The sequence below is a fragment of the Pseudomonas sp. B7(2017) genome, from assembly GCF_002112745.1.
Lineage (GTDB): Bacteria > Pseudomonadota > Gammaproteobacteria > Pseudomonadales > Pseudomonadaceae > Aquipseudomonas > Aquipseudomonas ekonensis.
Genome location: NZ_NEIP01000007.1, coordinates 241,881 through 259,549 on the forward strand (window position 1 = coordinate 241,881; position 17,669 = coordinate 259,549).

General features: G+C 58.1%; 15 protein-coding genes. 8 read left to right on the forward strand and 7 right to left on the reverse strand.

What is annotated here, in order from left to right; all coding sequences use genetic code 11:
• Positions 1 to 7: 7 nt before the first annotated feature.
• From CAG29_RS15935 to CAG29_RS15950, 4 genes are all read right to left on the reverse strand, one after another.
• Positions 8 to 1,663, reverse strand: coding sequence for an intermembrane transport protein PqiB (locus CAG29_RS15935; protein ID WP_085632549.1), 1,656 nt, complete (start codon positions 1,661 to 1,663; stop codon positions 8 to 10).
• 105 nt (positions 1,664 to 1,768) lie between these two features.
• The gene (locus CAG29_RS15940; protein WP_085694767.1) at positions 1,769 to 3,070 is read right to left on the reverse strand and encodes an FAD-binding oxidoreductase; all 1,302 of its coding nucleotides are present in this window, start codon (positions 3,068 to 3,070) and stop codon (positions 1,769 to 1,771) included.
• Entirely contained in the window at positions 3,067 to 4,155 is a 1,089-nt protein-coding gene (locus tag CAG29_RS15945) for a polyamine ABC transporter substrate-binding protein (RefSeq protein WP_085694769.1), read from the reverse strand. Before CAG29_RS15945 ends, CAG29_RS15940 begins: the two co-directional genes overlap by 4 nt.
• A gap of 480 nt (positions 4,156 to 4,635) precedes the next feature.
• Positions 4,636 to 5,994: a glutamine synthetase family protein gene (locus tag CAG29_RS15950; RefSeq protein ID WP_085694770.1), complete on the reverse strand. Its 1,359-nt coding sequence runs from the start codon at positions 5,992 to 5,994 to the stop codon at positions 4,636 to 4,638.
• A 162-nt stretch (positions 5,995 to 6,156) separates the two neighbouring features.
• Between CAG29_RS15950 and CAG29_RS15955 the strand changes: the two genes are divergently transcribed.
• On the forward strand, positions 6,157 to 7,059 hold the full coding sequence (locus tag CAG29_RS15955) for a helix-turn-helix domain-containing protein (RefSeq protein ID WP_085582999.1): 903 nt from the start codon (positions 6,157 to 6,159) through the stop codon (positions 7,057 to 7,059).
• A 55-nt stretch (positions 7,060 to 7,114) separates the two neighbouring features.
• On the opposite strand, the gene CAG29_RS15960 is transcribed toward CAG29_RS15955, so the two are convergent.
• Together CAG29_RS15960 and CAG29_RS15965 are read right to left on the reverse strand one after the other, a co-directional pair.
• A complete protein-coding gene (locus CAG29_RS15960) occupies positions 7,115 to 7,711 on the reverse strand; it encodes an NADPH-dependent FMN reductase (RefSeq protein WP_085694771.1) in 597 nt (198 codons plus the stop codon).
• A complete protein-coding gene (locus tag CAG29_RS15965; RefSeq protein WP_085582995.1) occupies positions 7,708 to 8,562 on the reverse strand; it encodes a sterol desaturase family protein in 855 nt (284 codons plus the stop codon). The genes CAG29_RS15960 and CAG29_RS15965 overlap by 4 nt, the downstream gene beginning before the upstream one ends.
• 68 nt (positions 8,563 to 8,630) lie before the next feature.
• Between CAG29_RS15965 and CAG29_RS15970 the strand changes: the two genes are divergently transcribed.
• Both CAG29_RS15970 and CAG29_RS15975 read left to right on the forward strand, forming a co-directional pair.
• On the forward strand, positions 8,631 to 9,617 hold the full coding sequence (locus CAG29_RS15970; RefSeq protein WP_085582993.1) for an AraC family transcriptional regulator ligand-binding domain-containing protein: 987 nt from the start codon (positions 8,631 to 8,633) through the stop codon (positions 9,615 to 9,617).
• Between the two features lie 67 nt (positions 9,618 to 9,684).
• Positions 9,685 to 10,185, forward strand: coding sequence for a cupin domain-containing protein (locus CAG29_RS15975; protein ID WP_085694773.1), 501 nt, complete (start codon positions 9,685 to 9,687; stop codon positions 10,183 to 10,185).
• A 73-nt stretch (positions 10,186 to 10,258) separates the two neighbouring features.
• Here CAG29_RS15975 and CAG29_RS15980 read toward each other — a convergent pair whose 3' ends face one another.
• On the reverse strand, positions 10,259 to 10,528 hold the full coding sequence (locus CAG29_RS15980) for a hypothetical protein (protein ID WP_085632559.1): 270 nt from the start codon (positions 10,526 to 10,528) through the stop codon (positions 10,259 to 10,261).
• A gap of 404 nt (positions 10,529 to 10,932) precedes the next feature.
• On the opposite strand from CAG29_RS15980, the gene CAG29_RS15985 reads away from it, so the two are divergent.
• The 5 genes from CAG29_RS15985 to CAG29_RS16010 all read left to right on the forward strand — a co-directional run bounded on the left by CAG29_RS15985 (position 10,933) and on the right by CAG29_RS16010 (position 17,604).
• Positions 10,933 to 12,186, forward strand: coding sequence for a site-specific integrase (locus CAG29_RS15985; RefSeq protein ID WP_085694774.1), 1,254 nt, complete (start codon positions 10,933 to 10,935; stop codon positions 12,184 to 12,186).
• An 11-nt stretch (positions 12,187 to 12,197) separates the two neighbouring features.
• Entirely contained in the window at positions 12,198 to 13,718 is a 1,521-nt protein-coding gene (locus CAG29_RS15990) for a tyrosine-type recombinase/integrase (protein ID WP_085694776.1), read from the forward strand.
• Positions 13,705 to 15,327, forward strand: coding sequence for a hypothetical protein (locus CAG29_RS15995; protein ID WP_256576793.1), 1,623 nt, complete (start codon positions 13,705 to 13,707; stop codon positions 15,325 to 15,327). Before CAG29_RS15990 ends, CAG29_RS15995 begins: the two co-directional genes overlap by 14 nt.
• A gap of 515 nt (positions 15,328 to 15,842) precedes the next feature.
• On the forward strand, positions 15,843 to 16,253 hold the full coding sequence (locus tag CAG29_RS16000) for a hypothetical protein (protein WP_085694778.1): 411 nt from the start codon (positions 15,843 to 15,845) through the stop codon (positions 16,251 to 16,253).
• A 1,072-nt stretch (positions 16,254 to 17,325) separates the two neighbouring features.
• Positions 17,326 to 17,604 carry a helix-turn-helix domain-containing protein gene (locus CAG29_RS16010; protein WP_085694781.1) on the forward strand — a complete coding sequence of 93 codons (279 nt, stop codon included), beginning with the start codon at positions 17,326 to 17,328 and terminating at the stop codon, positions 17,602 to 17,604.
• Positions 17,605 to 17,669: the final 65 nt, after the last annotated feature.

Consider the following 17,669-nt stretch of genomic DNA (forward strand, 5'->3'; position numbering starts at 1 on the left):
CCTATGCTCAGTTGCGCGGCGGGCCTTTCAGGTCCAGCGGCGCGGCGTTGTCGGGACGTCCGCGGATCAAGGATTCCGGGTGCCGGCCCAGGTAATCCGAGAGTTCGCGCAGCGAACGCGACATGCGGCCGAGTTCATCCAGCGTGCGGGTCAGCTGTTCGCGCTGCGGCGAGTCTTCGGCCAGGGTCGAGTTGGCCGACTGCAAGGTCTTGCTCACGTCGGACAGGGTGTTCTGCACGCCTGGCAAGGTCTTGGCGTTGAACTGGGTCAGGCCTTTGCGCAGTTCCACCAGGTTGCTGTCCAGGTTGCCGGCGATCCGTTCCACCGGCAGCTTGTTGAGCTTGTCGATCACGGCTTCAAGCTTTTCCTGCAGCTGTTCGAGGCTGCCGGGGAGGGTCGGGATCATGACGGGGCGCAGGGTTGGGTCGAACGCGACCTTTTCGGCCTTCGGATAGAAGTCCAGGGCGATGTACAGCTGGCCGGTGAGCAGGTTGCCGCTGCGGGCCTGGGCACGCAGGCCGTTCTCGACGAAGGTGCCGATCAGCCGCACGGCGGCGGCTTCGTCTTCGGGATTGTGCTTGAGCACCTTGAGCATCTTGATGTGGGCCTGGCCCAGGCGCTGCGGGTAGATCACGATGCCGACGTTGACCGGGAAGCTGCGTTTCTTCTCGTCGAAATCCAGGTTCACGCTCACCACCCGGCCCACTTCCATGCCGAGGAATTCCACCGGTGCATCGACCTTGAGCCCGCGCAGCGCCTGGTCGAACCGCAGGCTCAGGTACTGCGGCTTGCCGTTGGGCGGGGCGAGGGCGGTCTGCTGGTCGTCGAACAGGTCGAAGGTCTTGAGTTCTTCGGCCGCCACGTCGTTGGGGCTGTACTCCGGTGCGCGGAAAGCGACGCCGCCGACCAGCAGGGTGGACAGCGATTCGGTCTTGACCGCGAAACCGTTGGCGCCGACGTTCACGTCCAGGCCGCTGGCGTTCCAGAAACGGGTGTTCTCGGTGACGTAGGCATCGTTGGGCGCATGGATGAACACTTCGACGGTCACGCCTTTGCCGTCGGCGTCCAGCGCGTAGGCGACGACCTGGCCCACCGGGATCTTGCGGTAGTAGACCGGCGAGCCGATGTCCAGGGAGCCCAGGTCCTGGGTGTGCAAGTTGAAGCGCTTGCCCGGTTCGCCGTAGGTGATCGGCGGCGGGTTCTCAAGCCCGGTGAAGCGCTTGGCGCGGCTGTCGGACTGACCGATGTCGGCGCCGATGTAGTCGCCGGAGAGCAACGTGTCGATGCCCGACACTCCGCCGGCGCCGATGCGCGGGCGCACCACCCAGAACTGCGAGTCCTTGCGGGTGAAGGTCTCGGCCTGCTTGGACAGCTTGAGGGTGGCGTTGACGCTTTTCTGGTCGTTGCTCAGCTCGACGTCGGTCACGTGGCCGATCACCACGTTGCGGTATTTGACCTCGGTCTTGTTGGCGGTCAGGCCGCTGCCGGTCTTGAACGAGACGGTGATGGTCGGGCCTTCCTGCATCAGGTTGTGCACCACCAGCGAAATGCCCACCAGCACCGCGACGATCGGCACGATCCACACCAGCGACACGTTGAAGCGCCGGGTCTTGACCGGGGCGGGACCGGGTGCGGGCGGCGGGCTCGCGGCTGACGTCTCCATCCATGACCTCCGGGGGTGTGTTCGGCAATGAGCGTCAGGAACGCAAAAGCACTTCCTCAATATAGAAGTGCTTTGCGAGAGAGCAAATGCGGGCCGGCGCCGCCGTCAGCCGAGGATTTCCCGCAGGCGGTACCAGAACATGCCCAACGCCAGCAGCGGCGAGCGCAGGGCCGGGCCGCCGGGGAAGGTCATGTGCGGCACGCCGCTGAACACGTCCATGCCTTGGCTGTGGCCGGCGTGGATCGCCTCGCCGAGCAGTTTGGCGCACCAGTGGGTGACGTTCAGGCCGTGGCCGGAATAGCCCTGGGCGTAGAACACGTTCGGGTGCTGCCGGAGACGGCCCACCTGCGGGAAGCGGTTGGCGGTGATGCCGATCTTGCCGCCCCACTGGTAATCGATGCGCACGTCCGCCAGTTGCGGGAACACTTTGAGCATCTTCGGCCGCATGTACGCGGCGATGTCCGCCGGATCCCGCCCGGAATAGTGACAGGCACCGCCGAACAGCAGGTGGCGGTCCGCCGAGAGCCGGTAGTAGTCGAGGCCGACTTTCTGGTCGCACAGCGCCAGGTTCTGCGGGATCAGTTCGGCGGCGCGCTCCGGCGACAGGGGCTCGGTGGCGATGATGTAGCTGCCGGCGGGCAGCACCTTGCCGCTGAGTTTCTGTTCGAGTTCGTCCAGGTGCGCGTTGCAGCCCAGCACCAGGCTGCCGGCACGCACGGTGCCGTGGGTGCAGCGCACCTGTACGGTGTCGCCGTGGGTGATCTCCTGCACCTGGCTCTGCTCGAAGATCCGCACCCCCAGCGCAGCGGCCACCCGGGCTTCGCCCTGCACCAGATCCAGCGGGTGCAGGTGACCCGAGCCCATGTCGATCAGGCCGCCCTGGTAGACGCCGGCGTTCACCACCTGCCGGCGGATCTGTTCCGGCGCCACCAACCGCGTCTCATGGGCATAGCCGGACTTCGCCAGGCTGTCCTGTTCGGCCTTGAACGCCTCGAACTGCGCGGCGGTGTTGGCCAGCTCGCAGAAGCCCCAGCGCAGGTCGCAGTCGATGCCGTGCTCGGCGATGCGCCGGCGCACCAGCTCCACCGAGTCGATCCCGGCCTGTTGCAGGTAGCGCACGCCGTCGCTGCCGACATGGCGGGCGAAGCTTTCGACGTCATGACCGATGCCGCGGATCAATTGCCCGCCGTTGCGCCCGCTGGCGCCCCAGCCGATCCGCCGGCCCTCCAGCAGCACCACCGAGAGGCCGCGCTGCGCCAGTTCGATGGCGGTGTTGACGCCGGTGAAGCCGCCGCCGATCACGCAGACGTCGGCGCTCAGGTCGCTGTCCAGCACCGGGTAGGGCGTGGCCGCGCGGGCGGAAGCGGCGTAGTAGGAGCGGGTGTGTTCCTGGGTGGACTGATTCATTTGTTCGACTTCACTTTGCTCCAGGACCGGGTCATCAGACGCATGATCGACTGGGGCGGGGTAGAGGAGATGTAGAGCTTGTCGAGCACCGCCTGGGGCGGGTAGACCTCGGGGTTGTTGACCAGCTCGGCGTCCATGTACGGCTTGGCCGCAGGGTTGGGGTTGGCGTAGCCGACCGAGGCGCTGACCTTGGCGATCACCTGCGGGTCGAGCAGGTAGTTGATGAAGGCGTGGGCTTCCTTCGGATTGCTGGCGTCGGCGGGGATCGCCAGCAGGTCGAACCACAGGTTGGCGCCTTCCTTGGGGATCGCGTAAGCGATGTTCACGCCGTTCTTGGCTTCCTTGGCGCGGTTGGCGGCCTGGAACACGTCGCCGGAATAGCCGAAGGCCACGCAGATGTCGCCGTTGGCCAGGTCCGACACGTACTTGGAGGAGTGGAAGTAGGTGATGTAGGGGCGGATGCTCAGCAGCTTCTCTTCGGCCTTCTTGTAGTCGTCCGGGCTTTCGCTGCGCGGGTCCAGGCCCATGTAGTTGAGGACGGCGGGGAAGACTTCGTCGGCCGAGTCCATCATCGACACGCCGCACTGGGTGAGTTTCTTCAGGTTCTCCGGTTCGAACAGCACGGCCCAGGAGTCGATGTGGTCGACGCCCAGCACCTGCTTGACCTTGTCGACGTTGTAGCCGATGCCGTTGGTGCCCCACAGGTAAGGCACGGAGTGTTCGTTGCCGGCGTCGTTCTTCTCCAGCAGGGCGAGCAGTTTGGGGTCGAGGTTCTTCCAGTTCGGCAATTGCGAGCGGTCGAGCTTGAGGAACGCGCCGGCCTTCACCTGGCGGGCCAGGAAGTGGTTGGAGGGCACCACCACGTCATAGCCGGTGCGGCCGGCGAGCAGTTTGCCTTCCAGGGTTTCGTTGGAGTCGAAGACGTCGTAGATCACCTTGATCCCGCTGCCGGCCTGGAAGTCGGCGAGGGTGGTCTCGCCGATGTAGTCGGTCCAGTTGTAGACGCTGACCTGGGGTTGAGCCTGGGCCACGGCGCTGCACAGCAGCGCGAGGGCGGCGGGGATCATGGATTTCAACGGACGCATGGCGACACCTCTTGGCATTGTTGGAATTTTTGGGTTGCTGCGTTTCCTGTGGGAGCTAGCTTGCTGGCGATGGCGGTCTGTCAGCCGACGACGATGTTGGCTGTGTCGGCCCTATCCCGCTCCCACAGGGGAATGCGGTGTTTCGGGTTGCTGTGTTTTCTGTGGGGGCTAGCTTGCTGGCGATGGCGGTCTGTCAGCCGACGACGATGTTGGCTGTGTCGGCCCTATCCCGCTCCCACAGGGGAATGCGGTGTTTCGGGTTGCTGTGTTTTCTGTGGGGGCTAGCTTGCTGGCGATGGCGGTCTGTCAGCCGACGACGATGTTGGCTGTGTCGGCCCTATCCCGCTCCCACAGGGGAATGCGGTGTTTCGGGTTGCTGTGTTTCCTGTGGGAGCTAGCTTGCTAGCGATAGCGGTCTGTCAGCCGGCGAAGATGTTGGCTGTGCCGGCCTCTCGCGAGCAGGCTCGCTCCTACAGGGATTCAGACGCTCAGCAGCAGGAATTCCCGCTCCCAGGAGCTGATCACCCGTTTGAAGTTCTCGTGCTCGGCCCGTTTGACCGCCACATAGCCGCGTACGAACTTGTCGCCCAGGTAGCCGGCGACGGTCTCGCACTCTTCCATCTGGGTCAGGGCCTCTTCGATGGTGATCGGCAGGCGCAGGTTGCGCCGCTCATAGGCCCGGCCTTCCACGGCAGCACTCGGCTCGACGCCTTCGACCATGCCGATGTAGCCGCACAGCAGGCTGGCGGCGATGGCCAGGTACGGGTTGGCGTCTGCGCCCGGCAGGCGGTTTTCCACGCGCATCGATTCCGGCCCCGAGGTCGGCACCCGCAGCCCGACGGTGCGGTTCTCTTCGCCCCATTCGACGTTGACCGGCGCCGAGGTGTCCGGCAGGAAGCGGCGGAACGAGTTCACGTTCGGCGCGAACATCGGCAGCACCTTGGGGATGTACTTCTGCAGGCCGCCGATGTGGTGGCGGAACAGCGTGCTCATGGAGCCGTCGGCATCGGCGAAGATCGGTTGGCCGGAGGCGATGTCCACCACGCTCTGGTGCAGGTGCATGGCGCTGCCGGGTTCGTCGCCGATCGGCTTGGCCATGAAGGTGGCGGTGACGTTGTGCTTGAGCGCCGCCTCGCGCAGGGTGCGCTTGAACACAGTGATCTGATCGGCCAGATCCAGCGCGTCGCCATGGCGGAAGTTGATTTCCATCTGCGCCGGGCCGTCTTCGTGGATCAGCGTGTCCAGGTCCAGGCCTTGCAGCTCGCACCAGTCGTAGACGTCTTCGAACAGCGGATCGAACTCGTTGGCCGCGTCGATGGAGAACGACTGGCGACCGCTTTCGGCACGGCCCGAGCGACCCAGCGGCGCCTTGAGCGGCAGGTCCGGGTCTTCGCAGCGCTGGGTCAGATAGAACTCCATTTCCGGCGCCACGATCGGCTTCCAGCCCTTGTCGGTGTACAGCTGCAGAACCTTTTTCAGCACGTTGCGCGGCGACAGTTCGATCGGGTTGCCGAACTTGTCGAAGGTGTCGTGGATCACGATGGCGGTGGGCTCGATGGCCCAAGGCACCACGTACACCGCGTCGCTCACCGGTTTGCAGACCATGTCGATGTCGGCCGGGTCGAGCAGGTCGTAGTAGATGTCGTCGTCGACGAAATCCCCGGTTACCGTTTGCAGCAGCACACTTTCCGGCAGGCGCATGCCTCGCTCATGCAGGAACTTGTTGGTCGGTGCGATCTTGCCGCGGGCGATGCCGGTCAGGTCGCTGACCACGCATTCCACTTCGGTAATCTTGTGATCTTTCAGCCATGTGAACAGCTGATCGAAAGGGGCGTTCATAAAGACCTCGTCGTTGGTTTTATTGACGCGCCGGGAATACGGTTTCATCTGCCGCAGGCTTCCCCTGTGGCGCGTTGACGTCTATCTTGGGCGGGCCTTGCGGTTCCATCTATCCACTTTCAGCAGCACCAAAGCGCACCAAAAGAGTGCGCAAGGTCTCCCATGACAACGTGTAACCCGATACAGGTTCAAGCCTTCGACACCGCCGACGTCACCGAACAGATCCGCGCCACGCCGGGTTGGGTGCAGCATTACCAGCAGATGTCGCCGGGGCATTTCGCCGGGCGGATCCGCTACCTGGACCTTCAGGGTGTGGAGGTCTACGAAGAGCAGATGAACACCCGGGTCGAGCAGAACTTCAGTGCGCCGCCAGGGGCGCTGGCGTTCTGTTTCGACCGCAGCGACAACGCGCTTTACCTGCTCAACGAAGAGAGCCGCAACATCTGGATCACTCCGGAGAACTACCAGGAAATCGCCGTGGTGTTCGGCCCCGACTTCGTCCGCCAGCACGGCCTGGACGTGGCCCGGCTGGAGGGGCTGTTCATGGCGCCGCTCAACGGCGGGCAGAACGCGCTGTTCAGCCGCTGGCTCAGCGCGACCCTGACCCGGCTCGCGCAGACCTTCGACCCGACGACTAAAGACGCACTGACCCGCCAGTTGCTGGAGGACTGCCTGTTCATCCTCGACAACGCCCGGCTGTGCCTGGACCGCGGCGCCCAGCAGCGCAGGGCCGATGAGCGGAGGATCATGAAGCGCGTGGGCGAATGGGCGGCGGACTCGCCGGAAGAGACCGTCAACCTGCTGGAGCTTTCACAGGTTGCCGGGGTGTCGCTGCGTCAGTTGCAGCAGGCGTTCAAGGCCTACACCGGCATGTCCCCGACCCACTGGCTGCGCTTGCGCCGGCTCAACAGCGCCCGGCGCGAACTGCTTGGCCGCAGCGGCGGGGCCAACACGGTGGCCGAAGTGGCGATGAATTGGTCGTTCTGGCATTTGGGGCGGTTCTCCAGCAGTTACCGGGCCCTGTTCAAGGAGTTGCCCAGCGAGACACTGAAGCGGCGGAACTGAGCGACGCAACGGCGCGCAACGGCCAGCCCGGCGGCCGACCGTTACGCGCAAGGCCTCACATGCCGTTGGCGAATTCCGGATCGTCCGGGTGCAGGCGGGCGCCGAGGCCGGCCAGCGCCTTGGCGTATTCGCCGAGCACGTGAAGCGCCCAGTCGGCGCGGCGGCGGATACGCTGGTCGTCTGGACCGGCGCTCTCCGGGCCGTTCATCACGGTTTCCACCTGACGCACGATCAACTGTTCGGGCAGGTAGCAGATGCGACAGTTCTTGTAGCTTGAGGCACGCAGCTCGCAGAGCGGGTAGGCACCGCCCTGGCCGGACGAGACGCCCACCAGCAGCGCAGGCTTGTGGCCCAGTTCGCGGTAGCCGGCGTGGACGAACAGGTTCTTCAGCGCCGGGCAGGCCATGCCGTGCCATTCCGGGGTGAGGACAACCAATGCGTCTGCCTCGCGCAGCAACGCGGCGTGATCTGCCCAGATCCCTTGGGTGTCTTCGGCGGGCCATAAGGGCAGCGGCGCGCGGCCCAGGTCGATGACGCTGGGGCGGCTGCAACGTTGCAAGTCTTGCAAGCGCCCCGCGAGGTACCTGGCGACTTTCGCCGATTGGCTGTCGGGCTGGCTGGAGCCGGCGACGAGGACGATGTTCAGGCTCATTGGGCCAGCTCCTGGTTGGCGGTTTTCCGGGGTTGCGGGCGTTTGTCGCGCACCAGCGGCCAGAACAGTTCGTGCTGCCAACTGACCGGGCGCATGTCCTCGATGCCGTAATGCTCAGGCCGGCGCCGGGTGATCCTGGCCGAACCGAACAGCACGTCCCAGAAGAACAGCAGGTTGCCGAAGTTGCCCTTGTAGTGGGTCACGCCGTCGTCGGCATTCAGCCCGTGGTGCGCCGAGTGGGTGGCGGGGGTCGAGATGGTGCGTTCCAGCAGCCACATCAACGGGCGCAGCGCCGCAATGCGGTACAGCCGGTCATCCCACGGCACGCTGCTGTGGGCTCCGAAAATCACCAGCATCTTGACGATCAGGTAGCCGAAATACACCGGGGCCAGGCCCATGTAGAGCAGGGCGCCGGAGAACCACAGCCCAGGCATCAGCAGGTAATAGAAGCTGTTGTTGCGGTAGACGATGCGGATGCTCATGTACGGCGCCGAATGATGGGCGCGGTGCAGCGAGTACAGGAACGGCACCTTGTGACTGAGGCGGTGCCACCAGTATTGGGTCATGTCGTCCAGCACCAGGAACAGGCCCAGCCCGAGCAGCCAATGCAGGCCGGCGAGGCTGTCTTTGGTCTGCGGCGCGAAACGGTCGAGCAGCCAGGCGCTGAGGAATGTCACCAGCGGCAGCGTGACGCCCATCAGCAGGCCTGAGCCGATGATTTCGATGACCGCGTCACGGCGTTGGGCACGGGGCTGCCGGAAACAGGCGCAGGCGATTTCGAGGACGATGAAGCCGATCAGGATGGCGCTGATGATCGGGATCGGACTGTTGGTTATTGTTGTTGTATTCATGGCACTCTCTGGTTGGGGCCGACAAGGCCGGTGCCAGACAATAAAAAACCAAGGGCCCGCCGCACGATATGCGCAAAACGGACAGAATCACCCGAGAAGCGGCCAACCCGATGCCGGAGCGGTTTCACCGCGGGCCGTTGGGGCGGGTGCTGGAGCGTTATCTCCACAGCCGTTCCTCACAGCCGCGAACCCACTACAGCATGGTCGCCCTGGAACAGCTTTGGGCCAAGGCCGCCGTCCATGATCCGGCCATCGGCCTGCATCTTTTCTCCCATTTCCGCCGCCAGGACTGGCACGTGCTGGCCCATGCCTGCCTGTTCAGCGCCGATCTCGAAGAGGCGATCCGCTTCTGGGCGCGCTACGCGTCGCTGGCGTCGGACATGGACCACGTGGAACTGGTCGAGGAGGGTGATTGGCTCGGCGTGGAGCTGCGCATCGATGCGCCGGCGAGCCTGGTGCGTTACGTGGTTGAGCACTACTGCGTGATGTCAGTCAGCGTGCTGCGGGCCGGAATGGACAGCGCGATCCTGCCGCAGCGAGCCTGCTTCGCGCATGAGAAGCCTGACTATCACGCCGAATACACTCAGTGGTTCGGCGAGGACGTACGGTTCGGCTGCGGCCACAATCGTGTGTATTACGATCGCGCCAGTCTGCAGCGGCCGCTGCTCACCGCACATGTCGGGATGATGGAGGTGCTGTGCCAGGAACTGGACCGACGCCTGGCCCGTCAGCATCAACTGAGCGGTTGGGCGGGAAGGGTGGCGCAGGGGATCCGCCAGGACCTGCTCGCGAGCCAGAAGCCCAGCCTGGAAACCCAGGCGCAAGCGTTGCACCAAAGCGCCCGGACGTTGCGCCGGCGACTGGAAGAGGAAGGCCTGACCTTCCGCCAGCTGTTTGACCGGGTGCGCGCGGAGACGGAACAGTATCTGGAGCTGCAGGGGCTCAGCCGGGCGGAAATCGCGGCTCAATTGGGCTACAACGATCTGGCGGCTTACGTGCATGCGCGCAAGCGGTGGCGGGCAGATAGGGATGACGAATATGCAAATAAATTATAACTACGCTAAATGACTGTTTAGTGTAGTTATATCAATCGTGACACCAAGCGCAGCGAGGACTGGACGATTGAACCGATATGACGCACGGGAACTGGCCGCCGCACTCAACCTGGAACCCCACACCGAAGGCGGTTTCTACCGGCGCACGTATCAAAACGATCTCGAACCCATGATCGACACGCCCGGTGGCAAGCGTCCTCTGATGTCGTCGATCTACTACTTGCTGACCGAGAATGCGCCCATCGGGCATTTGCATCTGAACCGATCCGACATCGTTCATTACTACCATGTGGGCGACGCGATCGAGTACAGCCTGATCCTGCCTGACGGCACCTTGAAAACCGTCGTGATGGGCGCCGATGTCTTGGCCGGGCAGCACTTGCAGCTTTACGTGCCTGGCGGTGTCTGGAAAGCCTCGCGGTTACTGGATGGGGAGCACGGATTCGGCTTGATCAGCGAGGCTGTCTCGCCGGGTTTCGACTATGCGGACATGAGGCTGGGCGAACGAGATGAGCTCTGTGAGCGGTTTCCGCAACATCGGGATCTGATCGACAGACTGGCGTTGTGATGCCTAGTTGGGACGGGACAGGGCGCAATTGACAGGCCCGGTGCGCGCTCACGCACCAGGGCCGCCTTAACAGTTACCACTGGCCGCTAACGAGACAGCCAACGATTTCCCAGCCGCTGTACTCCCACCAGGAATAGCGTTCATCGGAGCAACTTCTGGCCAGACTCGCCAACTTGATCTCGCCGGCTTTTGCCTGCGTTCCGAAAGGCGTATCCAGTGAGGCTGTCACCGGATTGACGGTTTGCGGAGCCTGGATGGCGGTCGGATGCACGGAAGCGTTCGCGACCGTTACGGTGAGTACGAGCGTCGCGGATACGGCCAGAGCCGCTATGGACTTTTTCATGTTCGAATCCCTTCAGTTATCTGACATGCAGCGTATGCATTGGCCAGACCTGCATGAACCAACAATCTGAACAGATCGGCCATTCGCGTGAGGTGACGCGATTGAAGCCTAACACCAGGCTGGATCCGGAACAGTCGCTCAAGTGTGCTATTGACAAGCCGGTGGTTGAGGGAATGGAAAGAGGCTCTAGTAGCCCAGGTGGTGGCTTTCAATCTGGGCAGGACGGCTCGGTACGCCTCACATAAAAGTACGCATAATGTATATTATGTTAAACGACAGGCTATGTCATAGATGTTCATGAGTTACCTAAGCTGCTGATTCGACAAATCCGTCTCTGACATCCACTCTTTCAACGGGCCATGTCCTTCGTGTTCATGGTGACTCCTTAATTGAGGTGGCTGCCGATGAAGCTGATTCAGTGTCGGTTCTCTTCAGGTCAGCGTGTGCCGCTGCTCGTGCAGGCTGGTAACGCCGCGCCGTTGCCCAAACTCATTCCGTTCATTTACGTCCAACTCAAGCTCAGACATCGCGCTTACAGCACTGCCGCGGCTCATCTACGTGCGATTCAGGCTTTCTACAGCTATGCCGAAAGTCGAAACCTAGATATCGATGAGGCGATCTTGGCCTGCCACTTCGAGGCGATTCTGGCGCTACTTGACGGTTACACCATCTGGCTCCAAAGCGGCCGCCAGGCCGATAATCTGGTCGCCCGAATCGGCACAACTGCAATGGCATCTTTTCCACAGATCGATCCGCGTACCCGTGACCAATACCTGCGACTGTTAAAGCAGTACTTGTCCTGGTCTGTCACCCGATACATCCCTCGCGCTCGTCAGAACTCAACCACTCTGACTAACATCGAGGTGGCATTTGCAGATGTCGCCGACGTCATTGAGCGACGCTTTGAAAGCCATATCATCAATGTTCGCCCCAACCACATTCGTTATCGCAGCCTGACCGATACCCAACTCCAGATTGTTCGTACGCTGATTCGCCCGGGAGCCGCGGAGAATCCGTTTCCGGAAAGATTGCAGTTGCGCAATTGGCTAATGATTGAATTGTTGCTGGAGACCGGTATCCGTCGTGGAGAGCTTCTGAAGCTCTACACCACGGATATCAACCAAGGTTCTCAGCACGCCTATGTCACCATCAATGACCGCGAACATGACCCCGCCGACCCGCGTGCTGAAGAGCCTGCGCTGAAAACCCACGGACGAACCGTAGGTATTTCTGCACAGCTGTATGAGGTCTACGAGCACTACATCCAGAGCGAACGGCGACCTCTACGTGACGGCAAACCGATGAAATTGCTGTACCGCTATCTGTTCATCTCTGACAGAGGTCGCCCGCTGTCGATTCGCGCATTGTCTAACGTCCTCGATCGGCTGTTTCTGACCATTGAACTGGCGCATCCGGGATTGTTGCCTACTCTTTCTGCGCATGACTTTCGCCACACCTTCGCCGACCGTTTCTTGGCTTACTTGGTCGAGCAGCGTGGGCTCGACCTGGAGCGCGCCACGGACGAACTCCGGCGAGTCTGCGGTTGGGCTGAGACTTCGGCGATGCCACGTCGTTATGCAAGTCGTTATCTAGCCGAGTCGGCCAACCGCCATAACGCTCAACGTGCCTCGGCAGCTTGGGGCCGACTTGACAGCTAAGGAGGTTCGTCGTGACTCAATCAGCCGATCACGAACAAGCATCACCCTCCTCCTCTCCTCCAGCCTACGTGTTCAAGGGACCGGCTCATGTTGCGATTCGAACTCGCACCAATGACCAACCAAGGTACGTCGATACTAGATTGAACGTCTGGACGTGGTATGACGGTGGCATTGCAATGACAATTGATTGGACTGTACTTCAATTGAACCCAGAGCTCATCGAAATTGGCAAGGGCTTCATGGCCTATGCACTTGAGAAATACGCGCCTCGAACAGCGGCAATGTTCGCAGACTCCCTTCGCTTTTTATCTAATACGAACCTAGCGACTGGGCTTCCTTGGGAGCCAATTGAACTAACGTCAGCTCTTGAAGAGTTAAAAAAATCTAGAAGAGCATTGGTAGGATTTCGAGGGTTTTATCGTTGGGCAAACAATAGAGGAATTAATGGCTTCGACACGAGATCTTACCTAAAAGTCAAGAATACAAGATCGGATCGGGTTGATCCGTATGCAAGAATTTTTCTCTCGCAGTCTAGCTTAGAGCTTGATGAAGAAATTCGGTTGCTAAAGCGCATTGGACGAGATTTATCATTTTGCTCTTGGGAGGAAATCCAGCTTAATATGGCGCTTCACTTGGGTTTCGAACTAGCACCAAGATCCATTCAATTTCATTCGCTAGACATTGTCGATTTTGAGTTAATTGAAAGTTCTGATCATGAGACCTACTATACTCTATGGCTCCCCATGGCCAAAAAGATCGGCCAGCGCATGCCTGAGCGACGCCCTCGCAAAATAACCAATCTCCTTGGGGCGAAAATCTCACGGCACATTTCAGAAATTCAACGCCGTTTTGGTAGCGGCTGCGAACCGTTATTTGTCAGTCGCCGTGGAAGGCGCCTTTCGGTTAATGAAATAGGTCAAGGCCTCAAACATGAGCTACGTGAAGCAGGGATAGAAAAGGCAAATCAGGTATCCATGCTGCTGCGTCATCACCTCGGACAAGGCCTGGCTGATCAGGGCACCCCAATGGATATGATTGCCGAACTACTCGGCCATAACAGCACTGTAGCGGCGCGTGCTTATGTAACAGCAACTCCAAACATTGCCAGGATTAAAGAGAAAGCACTTGGAAAGAGCCCTTCCTATCGGCGCATTATGCATAGTTTATTAACCGGGGAAATTGTCCAGCGCCGGGATACAGTCTCAGAAAGAGCCGTCCGCGGTGTCATCGATACACAATACATCGGAGACATCGGTGCGTGCGCCCTCCCAGTGCATACGCACTGCCCTTACAATCCTGTCTATGCCTGCTACACCTGCAAAAAATTTCACCCCTTTGCAGATGGCCGTCATGAACAAGTGAGAGAAGCGCTCCAACTAGAAGCTCAGCGATTCATTGATCTGGCAGAACAAGCCGGAGACCTCATCCACAACCGGCCCCTCGCTCAGCATCAGATAACCATCCTGGCGGTAAGCGCTACGATTGAGCGCTGTCGGCAGCACACAGAGGATGACGCAGATGGCGCTGTCTAAGGCGAAGCAGAACCTCGAAAGCTTTATTAGACAAGAACAGGCTATTTTTCGGTCATTACCGATTTCAACTCCGTGGTCGGAAGCATTTTGGAGAGTCGAAAATTGGCTACCGCAAAGGGATCCTGGCAAACATACACTTACTTTCGAGACCCACCGACATTCCCTCGAGAAGACAGGTTATCCTGCCCCGAACAAAGGGCCGCTCCCCTTAGCATTTCAAGAATTCAGCAAGGCCTTGATTGTATATCTGCAACGTACGCGAAATCTGAAGTTCTCAATGGTGGTTGCATACAACATTGCCGTCCGCCGACTCTATAATCCATTATTTGAGCGCGGCGTATCTGCCCCCGCACTATTGACACAAGGCGATTTCGAACGTGTCGTAAGTTTTCTCCGTGAGAGTGGCTACAAAAATTTTTATGACGCAATTTCTCATCTACAAGTAATCGCCGATACGATTGATAGTCTGCAGTTAACCGAGATAGCTATCCATTTTGAGCATGATGCGAGACCAGAGAAGCGCCGCCACGATTATATTTCATTGCATGATCCCGATCGTGCGACAAAGCAGCGGAAGTCTAATGACCGGCTGCCTTCTCGCGAGGCGATGGAAGCGTATGCCCTATGCTCGAATAACCCCTTCAGTGAGGGCGAGGAAATCTTGCTGCGTGTGATCGATTTATTGATCGCAACAGGACAACGGGGTAATGAGGTTGCGGTGATACCTTTTGATTGCTGGATTGAAAGGAATATAAAAGATACTGATGGCAATATTGTAGTTGATGCCCATGGCAAACCTATTATTGAGTGCGGAATAAGATATTTTGCAGAAAAGCAATTCCAATCTCGAGTGCATTGGCTAGCAGAGAGCGATATTCCCCTAGCGAAGCGTGCCATTGAGCGATTAAAAGCACTGACTTCTGAACAGAGGGAGATTGCGGCGTGGCAAGAAAACAACCCAGGACGTATATGGAGATATTCGCAAGACGAGCTTTTGACGGACGATCAGGTCATGGAGTGGCTGGGATTCAGTAACGAACAAGAGTACGGAAGAAATCTCTATCTGTATCTGACCCGAAATGGGATTTTCCCCCAAGATGGTGCAACCTCGTCGAAGGCGGGAAAGATAAAACGGCACAGATATTTAGCAGGTGACATTGAGCGCCTTATAGCTCCAAAACTCAAGGAGCACGTGGCACTTACGGAGTACAATGCAGGCAAATATACTATTTTACTCAAGACCAGCGAAACACTCGCTATCGCTTTTGATGGTCAGTTTCGTTTCGGGGGGCGCGATGAGAATGTGTTTCGAGCGATTCCGCGGCGTGTTACGCTTATTGATATCAATCGAGCCTTGGGAGCTGAACCTAGGTATCCGTCGATATTTACGCGTCGCTCATTACTCGAAGCAGATGGATCGCCAATTCGTTTGACCAGCCACCAACCACGCCACTGGCGCAATACCATCTATCAGCTAACAGGGATGAGCGACGTCCAGCAAGCTCTGGCGCTGGGCAGGAAGAATTTAAAGCAAAATAAGTATTATCAGCATACGACTATTGAAGAGGATGTCGCTGAGCATCAGGAATTCTTAACATTTAACATTTAACATTTAACAGTTATCATGACCGCATTGACTTCTTACATTCAGAAATTAGAAAGGGGGCGATCCAAGGGCCTCTGACCGATAGCTATCATGCACTGTTGCAGAGCAAGGGTATAACCACCGCTGAAGCTTTTTTGACGATCCATGCCACGGCATTGCATGTAACTCCATTTGGTGGCTGTGTCCACGACTTCTCACAGGCTCCCTGCCCTAAGCACCTGCAATGCTGGAATGACTGCTCACATCTACACTTGCTAGGGACGCCATCAGAGAAGAATAATCTTCAACATCAAGCGGATCGGCTTGCGGGATCTATCATCATTATGCGCGAAGCTGGTAGTGGTGAAGCTGGCAGTGACGTCTGGCTAGAGGATCAGGAGCACAAGCTCAAAAATTTGCAGAAAGCACTTGCAACTAATGTTGGGAAGGGTGTACGACAAGTTTTTCCTTCAGGTCGCCCTATTACCGCTTCCAGGGATACCCATCGGCGAAGCTCAGTTTCAGAGGAGTAGAAGGATATGGTAAAGAATAAACTGTTGAGAGGAGCTCTTCTAGATGAGGCTATTGATACCCTCCTCGCCGAGATGATCAGTTTGGGACTTGAATTCGCGCCGATATCACGCTCGGAGGTACAAAAGCGCCTTGGTTTAACGAGTCGTGGGATCTTGGTAGGTGAGCGAGGTGAGCGCATAGACCGAGCTAGAATTGCACAGCTTAAGGAGAGCGGAAAGGATCCTGATCGCGAACGCCGTCGTAGAACATTCGAAGAGCGGATAAAGCACCTGCAGGCTGAAAATTCTGAATTGGTAAAACAGCGCGACAAACTCTTTGAGGCCCTATATTTTATTTCAAATATCTGTATGGCGAAAGGGTTGGATTTAGAGGAGGTTCTCATTCCGCTGCGCAAGAAATTCGATCACGCCACCTAAAAACCTCGAATTACTGAGGGACGCTGCAAGAAATTTTGTGTATTTGCCCGCACTATTCTGAGTAACCATTTTTCTTGCCTGTAGTTGCTGCAAAATGCCGAGTCTGATATTTGAGCAGGCTTTTCATCTGTCTAGTTATATCTCCTTGAAGCCCCCACCCAAAAGCTTTTTTATCTAGCTTATGTTCTCTAAATAGCCGCTCAGCTCTTTTTGAGGGTCCACGAATTTTTAGTTGAGCCTCCCGCATCTTAACTACGTTCCTTAGTGCTTTCGCCTTACTGCGACTCAAACACGGGAAACTGATCATTCTATCAACGAGGTATATGGCCCTCCTCGCTTGTAAAAGACTTATAGTGTCGTTCGACAATTCGCTATTAACTAGTTTTTCAGTGTCAAGGTCCCCATACCAAAGCTCCAGTGCGAGTTTTTTTAAAAGCTCAACAGAAGCGTTGCTTGGAGGGCTTCTATAAAACCTTCTGAAAAGGGAGAGAAACTCCCCATCTGTTTTGCACCCTACCCCCATACTCCCCCCCCCCCCCCAGTGTTTGAATTAGGCCTTTTTGTATATTTCCCTATATTTTATGCGCTTTTTCTTTTGGATTTGACCCTCGCAGTACTTATGACCATTAGCCGTTCCATATACGTACGCTAGATGCTTATCGTGATGATCCTGCGCCTCGCTCAGGCTAATTAGTTCTTCCATTTTCCAGTTTGCACTTAGATTTAACCAACCCGGACTTACTAGCTGGACGCTGTAAATAACCGTGCGGACACCGGCATCTTGCCTGAGAAATTCCTCAAACAGATGGATATCCGCAATTAGTAGCATTCTACGCAATGGCAGTTCATTATCTGGCTCAAGGCATACATATAGCCACGGACAATGAAGAGCCTGCTCAATGTAGCGCCATACCTGGACCCCCTCCCCAGAGAGCGTAGCGACGTCAAATCCGCTTATCTCTGCCTGCTTATGTGTTCTGAACATGGCCATCGCCGCCCAAAATGAACACTATAGATTGTAGTCCTAAAGGGCGCGAGAGGGCTTTATCACTCATTTTGCGAGATGAGCAAAATGGAGCTGAGGAAGGCCTTTGGCCAGGCTTTGAAACAAATCCGTACCAGCCGTGGCCTGACGCAGGAGGATTTCTCCGAGGTGAGCAGTAGAACCTACCTGAGCACCTTGGAGAGAGGACTGAAAAGTCCAACGCTGGACAAGCTTGACGAGATCGCGAAAGCACTGGATGTTCATCCAGTTTCCTTGCTACTTCATACGTATGCTCTCCATCGCTCTGATCAGAGCATTGATCAGATTCTTTGTCGCGTTCGTAAGGAGCTTTCAGAGCTTTCGTGAGCCGAGATCTGGTTCCCCCTGTCCAGCGCCACCAATTCGTGTAAAAGCCTGTTCCTTCGGCCTAG

Coding starts and splice junctions, on each gene's coding strand:
- CAG29_RS15980 (WP_085632559.1), bottom strand. CDS start 10,528: ATGAAAAAGTCCATAGCGGCTCTGGCCGTATCCGCGACGCTCGTACTC.
- CAG29_RS15955 (WP_085582999.1), top strand. CDS start 6,157: ATGACAACGTGTAACCCGATACAGGTTCAAGCCTTCGACACCGCCGAC.
- CAG29_RS15935 (WP_085632549.1), bottom strand. CDS start 1,663: ATGGAGACGTCAGCCGCGAGCCCGCCGCCCGCACCCGGTCCCGCCCCG.
- CAG29_RS15945 (WP_085694769.1), bottom strand. CDS start 4,155: ATGCGTCCGTTGAAATCCATGATCCCCGCCGCCCTCGCGCTGCTGTGC.
- CAG29_RS15960 (WP_085694771.1), bottom strand. CDS start 7,711: ATGAGCCTGAACATCGTCCTCGTCGCCGGCTCCAGCCAGCCCGACAGC.
- CAG29_RS15995 (WP_256576793.1), top strand. CDS start 13,705: ATGGCGCTGTCTAAGGCGAAGCAGAACCTCGAAAGCTTTATTAGACAA.
- CAG29_RS15985 (WP_085694774.1), top strand. CDS start 10,933: ATGAAGCTGATTCAGTGTCGGTTCTCTTCAGGTCAGCGTGTGCCGCTG.
- CAG29_RS16010 (WP_085694781.1), top strand. CDS start 17,326: ATGGAGCTGAGGAAGGCCTTTGGCCAGGCTTTGAAACAAATCCGTACC.
- CAG29_RS15970 (WP_085582993.1), top strand. CDS start 8,631: ATGCGCAAAACGGACAGAATCACCCGAGAAGCGGCCAACCCGATGCCG.
- CAG29_RS15950 (WP_085694770.1), bottom strand. CDS start 5,994: ATGAACGCCCCTTTCGATCAGCTGTTCACATGGCTGAAAGATCACAAG.
- CAG29_RS15965 (WP_085582995.1), bottom strand. CDS start 8,562: ATGAATACAACAACAATAACCAACAGTCCGATCCCGATCATCAGCGCC.
- CAG29_RS16000 (WP_085694778.1), top strand. CDS start 15,843: ATGGTAAAGAATAAACTGTTGAGAGGAGCTCTTCTAGATGAGGCTATT.
- CAG29_RS15940 (WP_085694767.1), bottom strand. CDS start 3,070: ATGAATCAGTCCACCCAGGAACACACCCGCTCCTACTACGCCGCTTCC.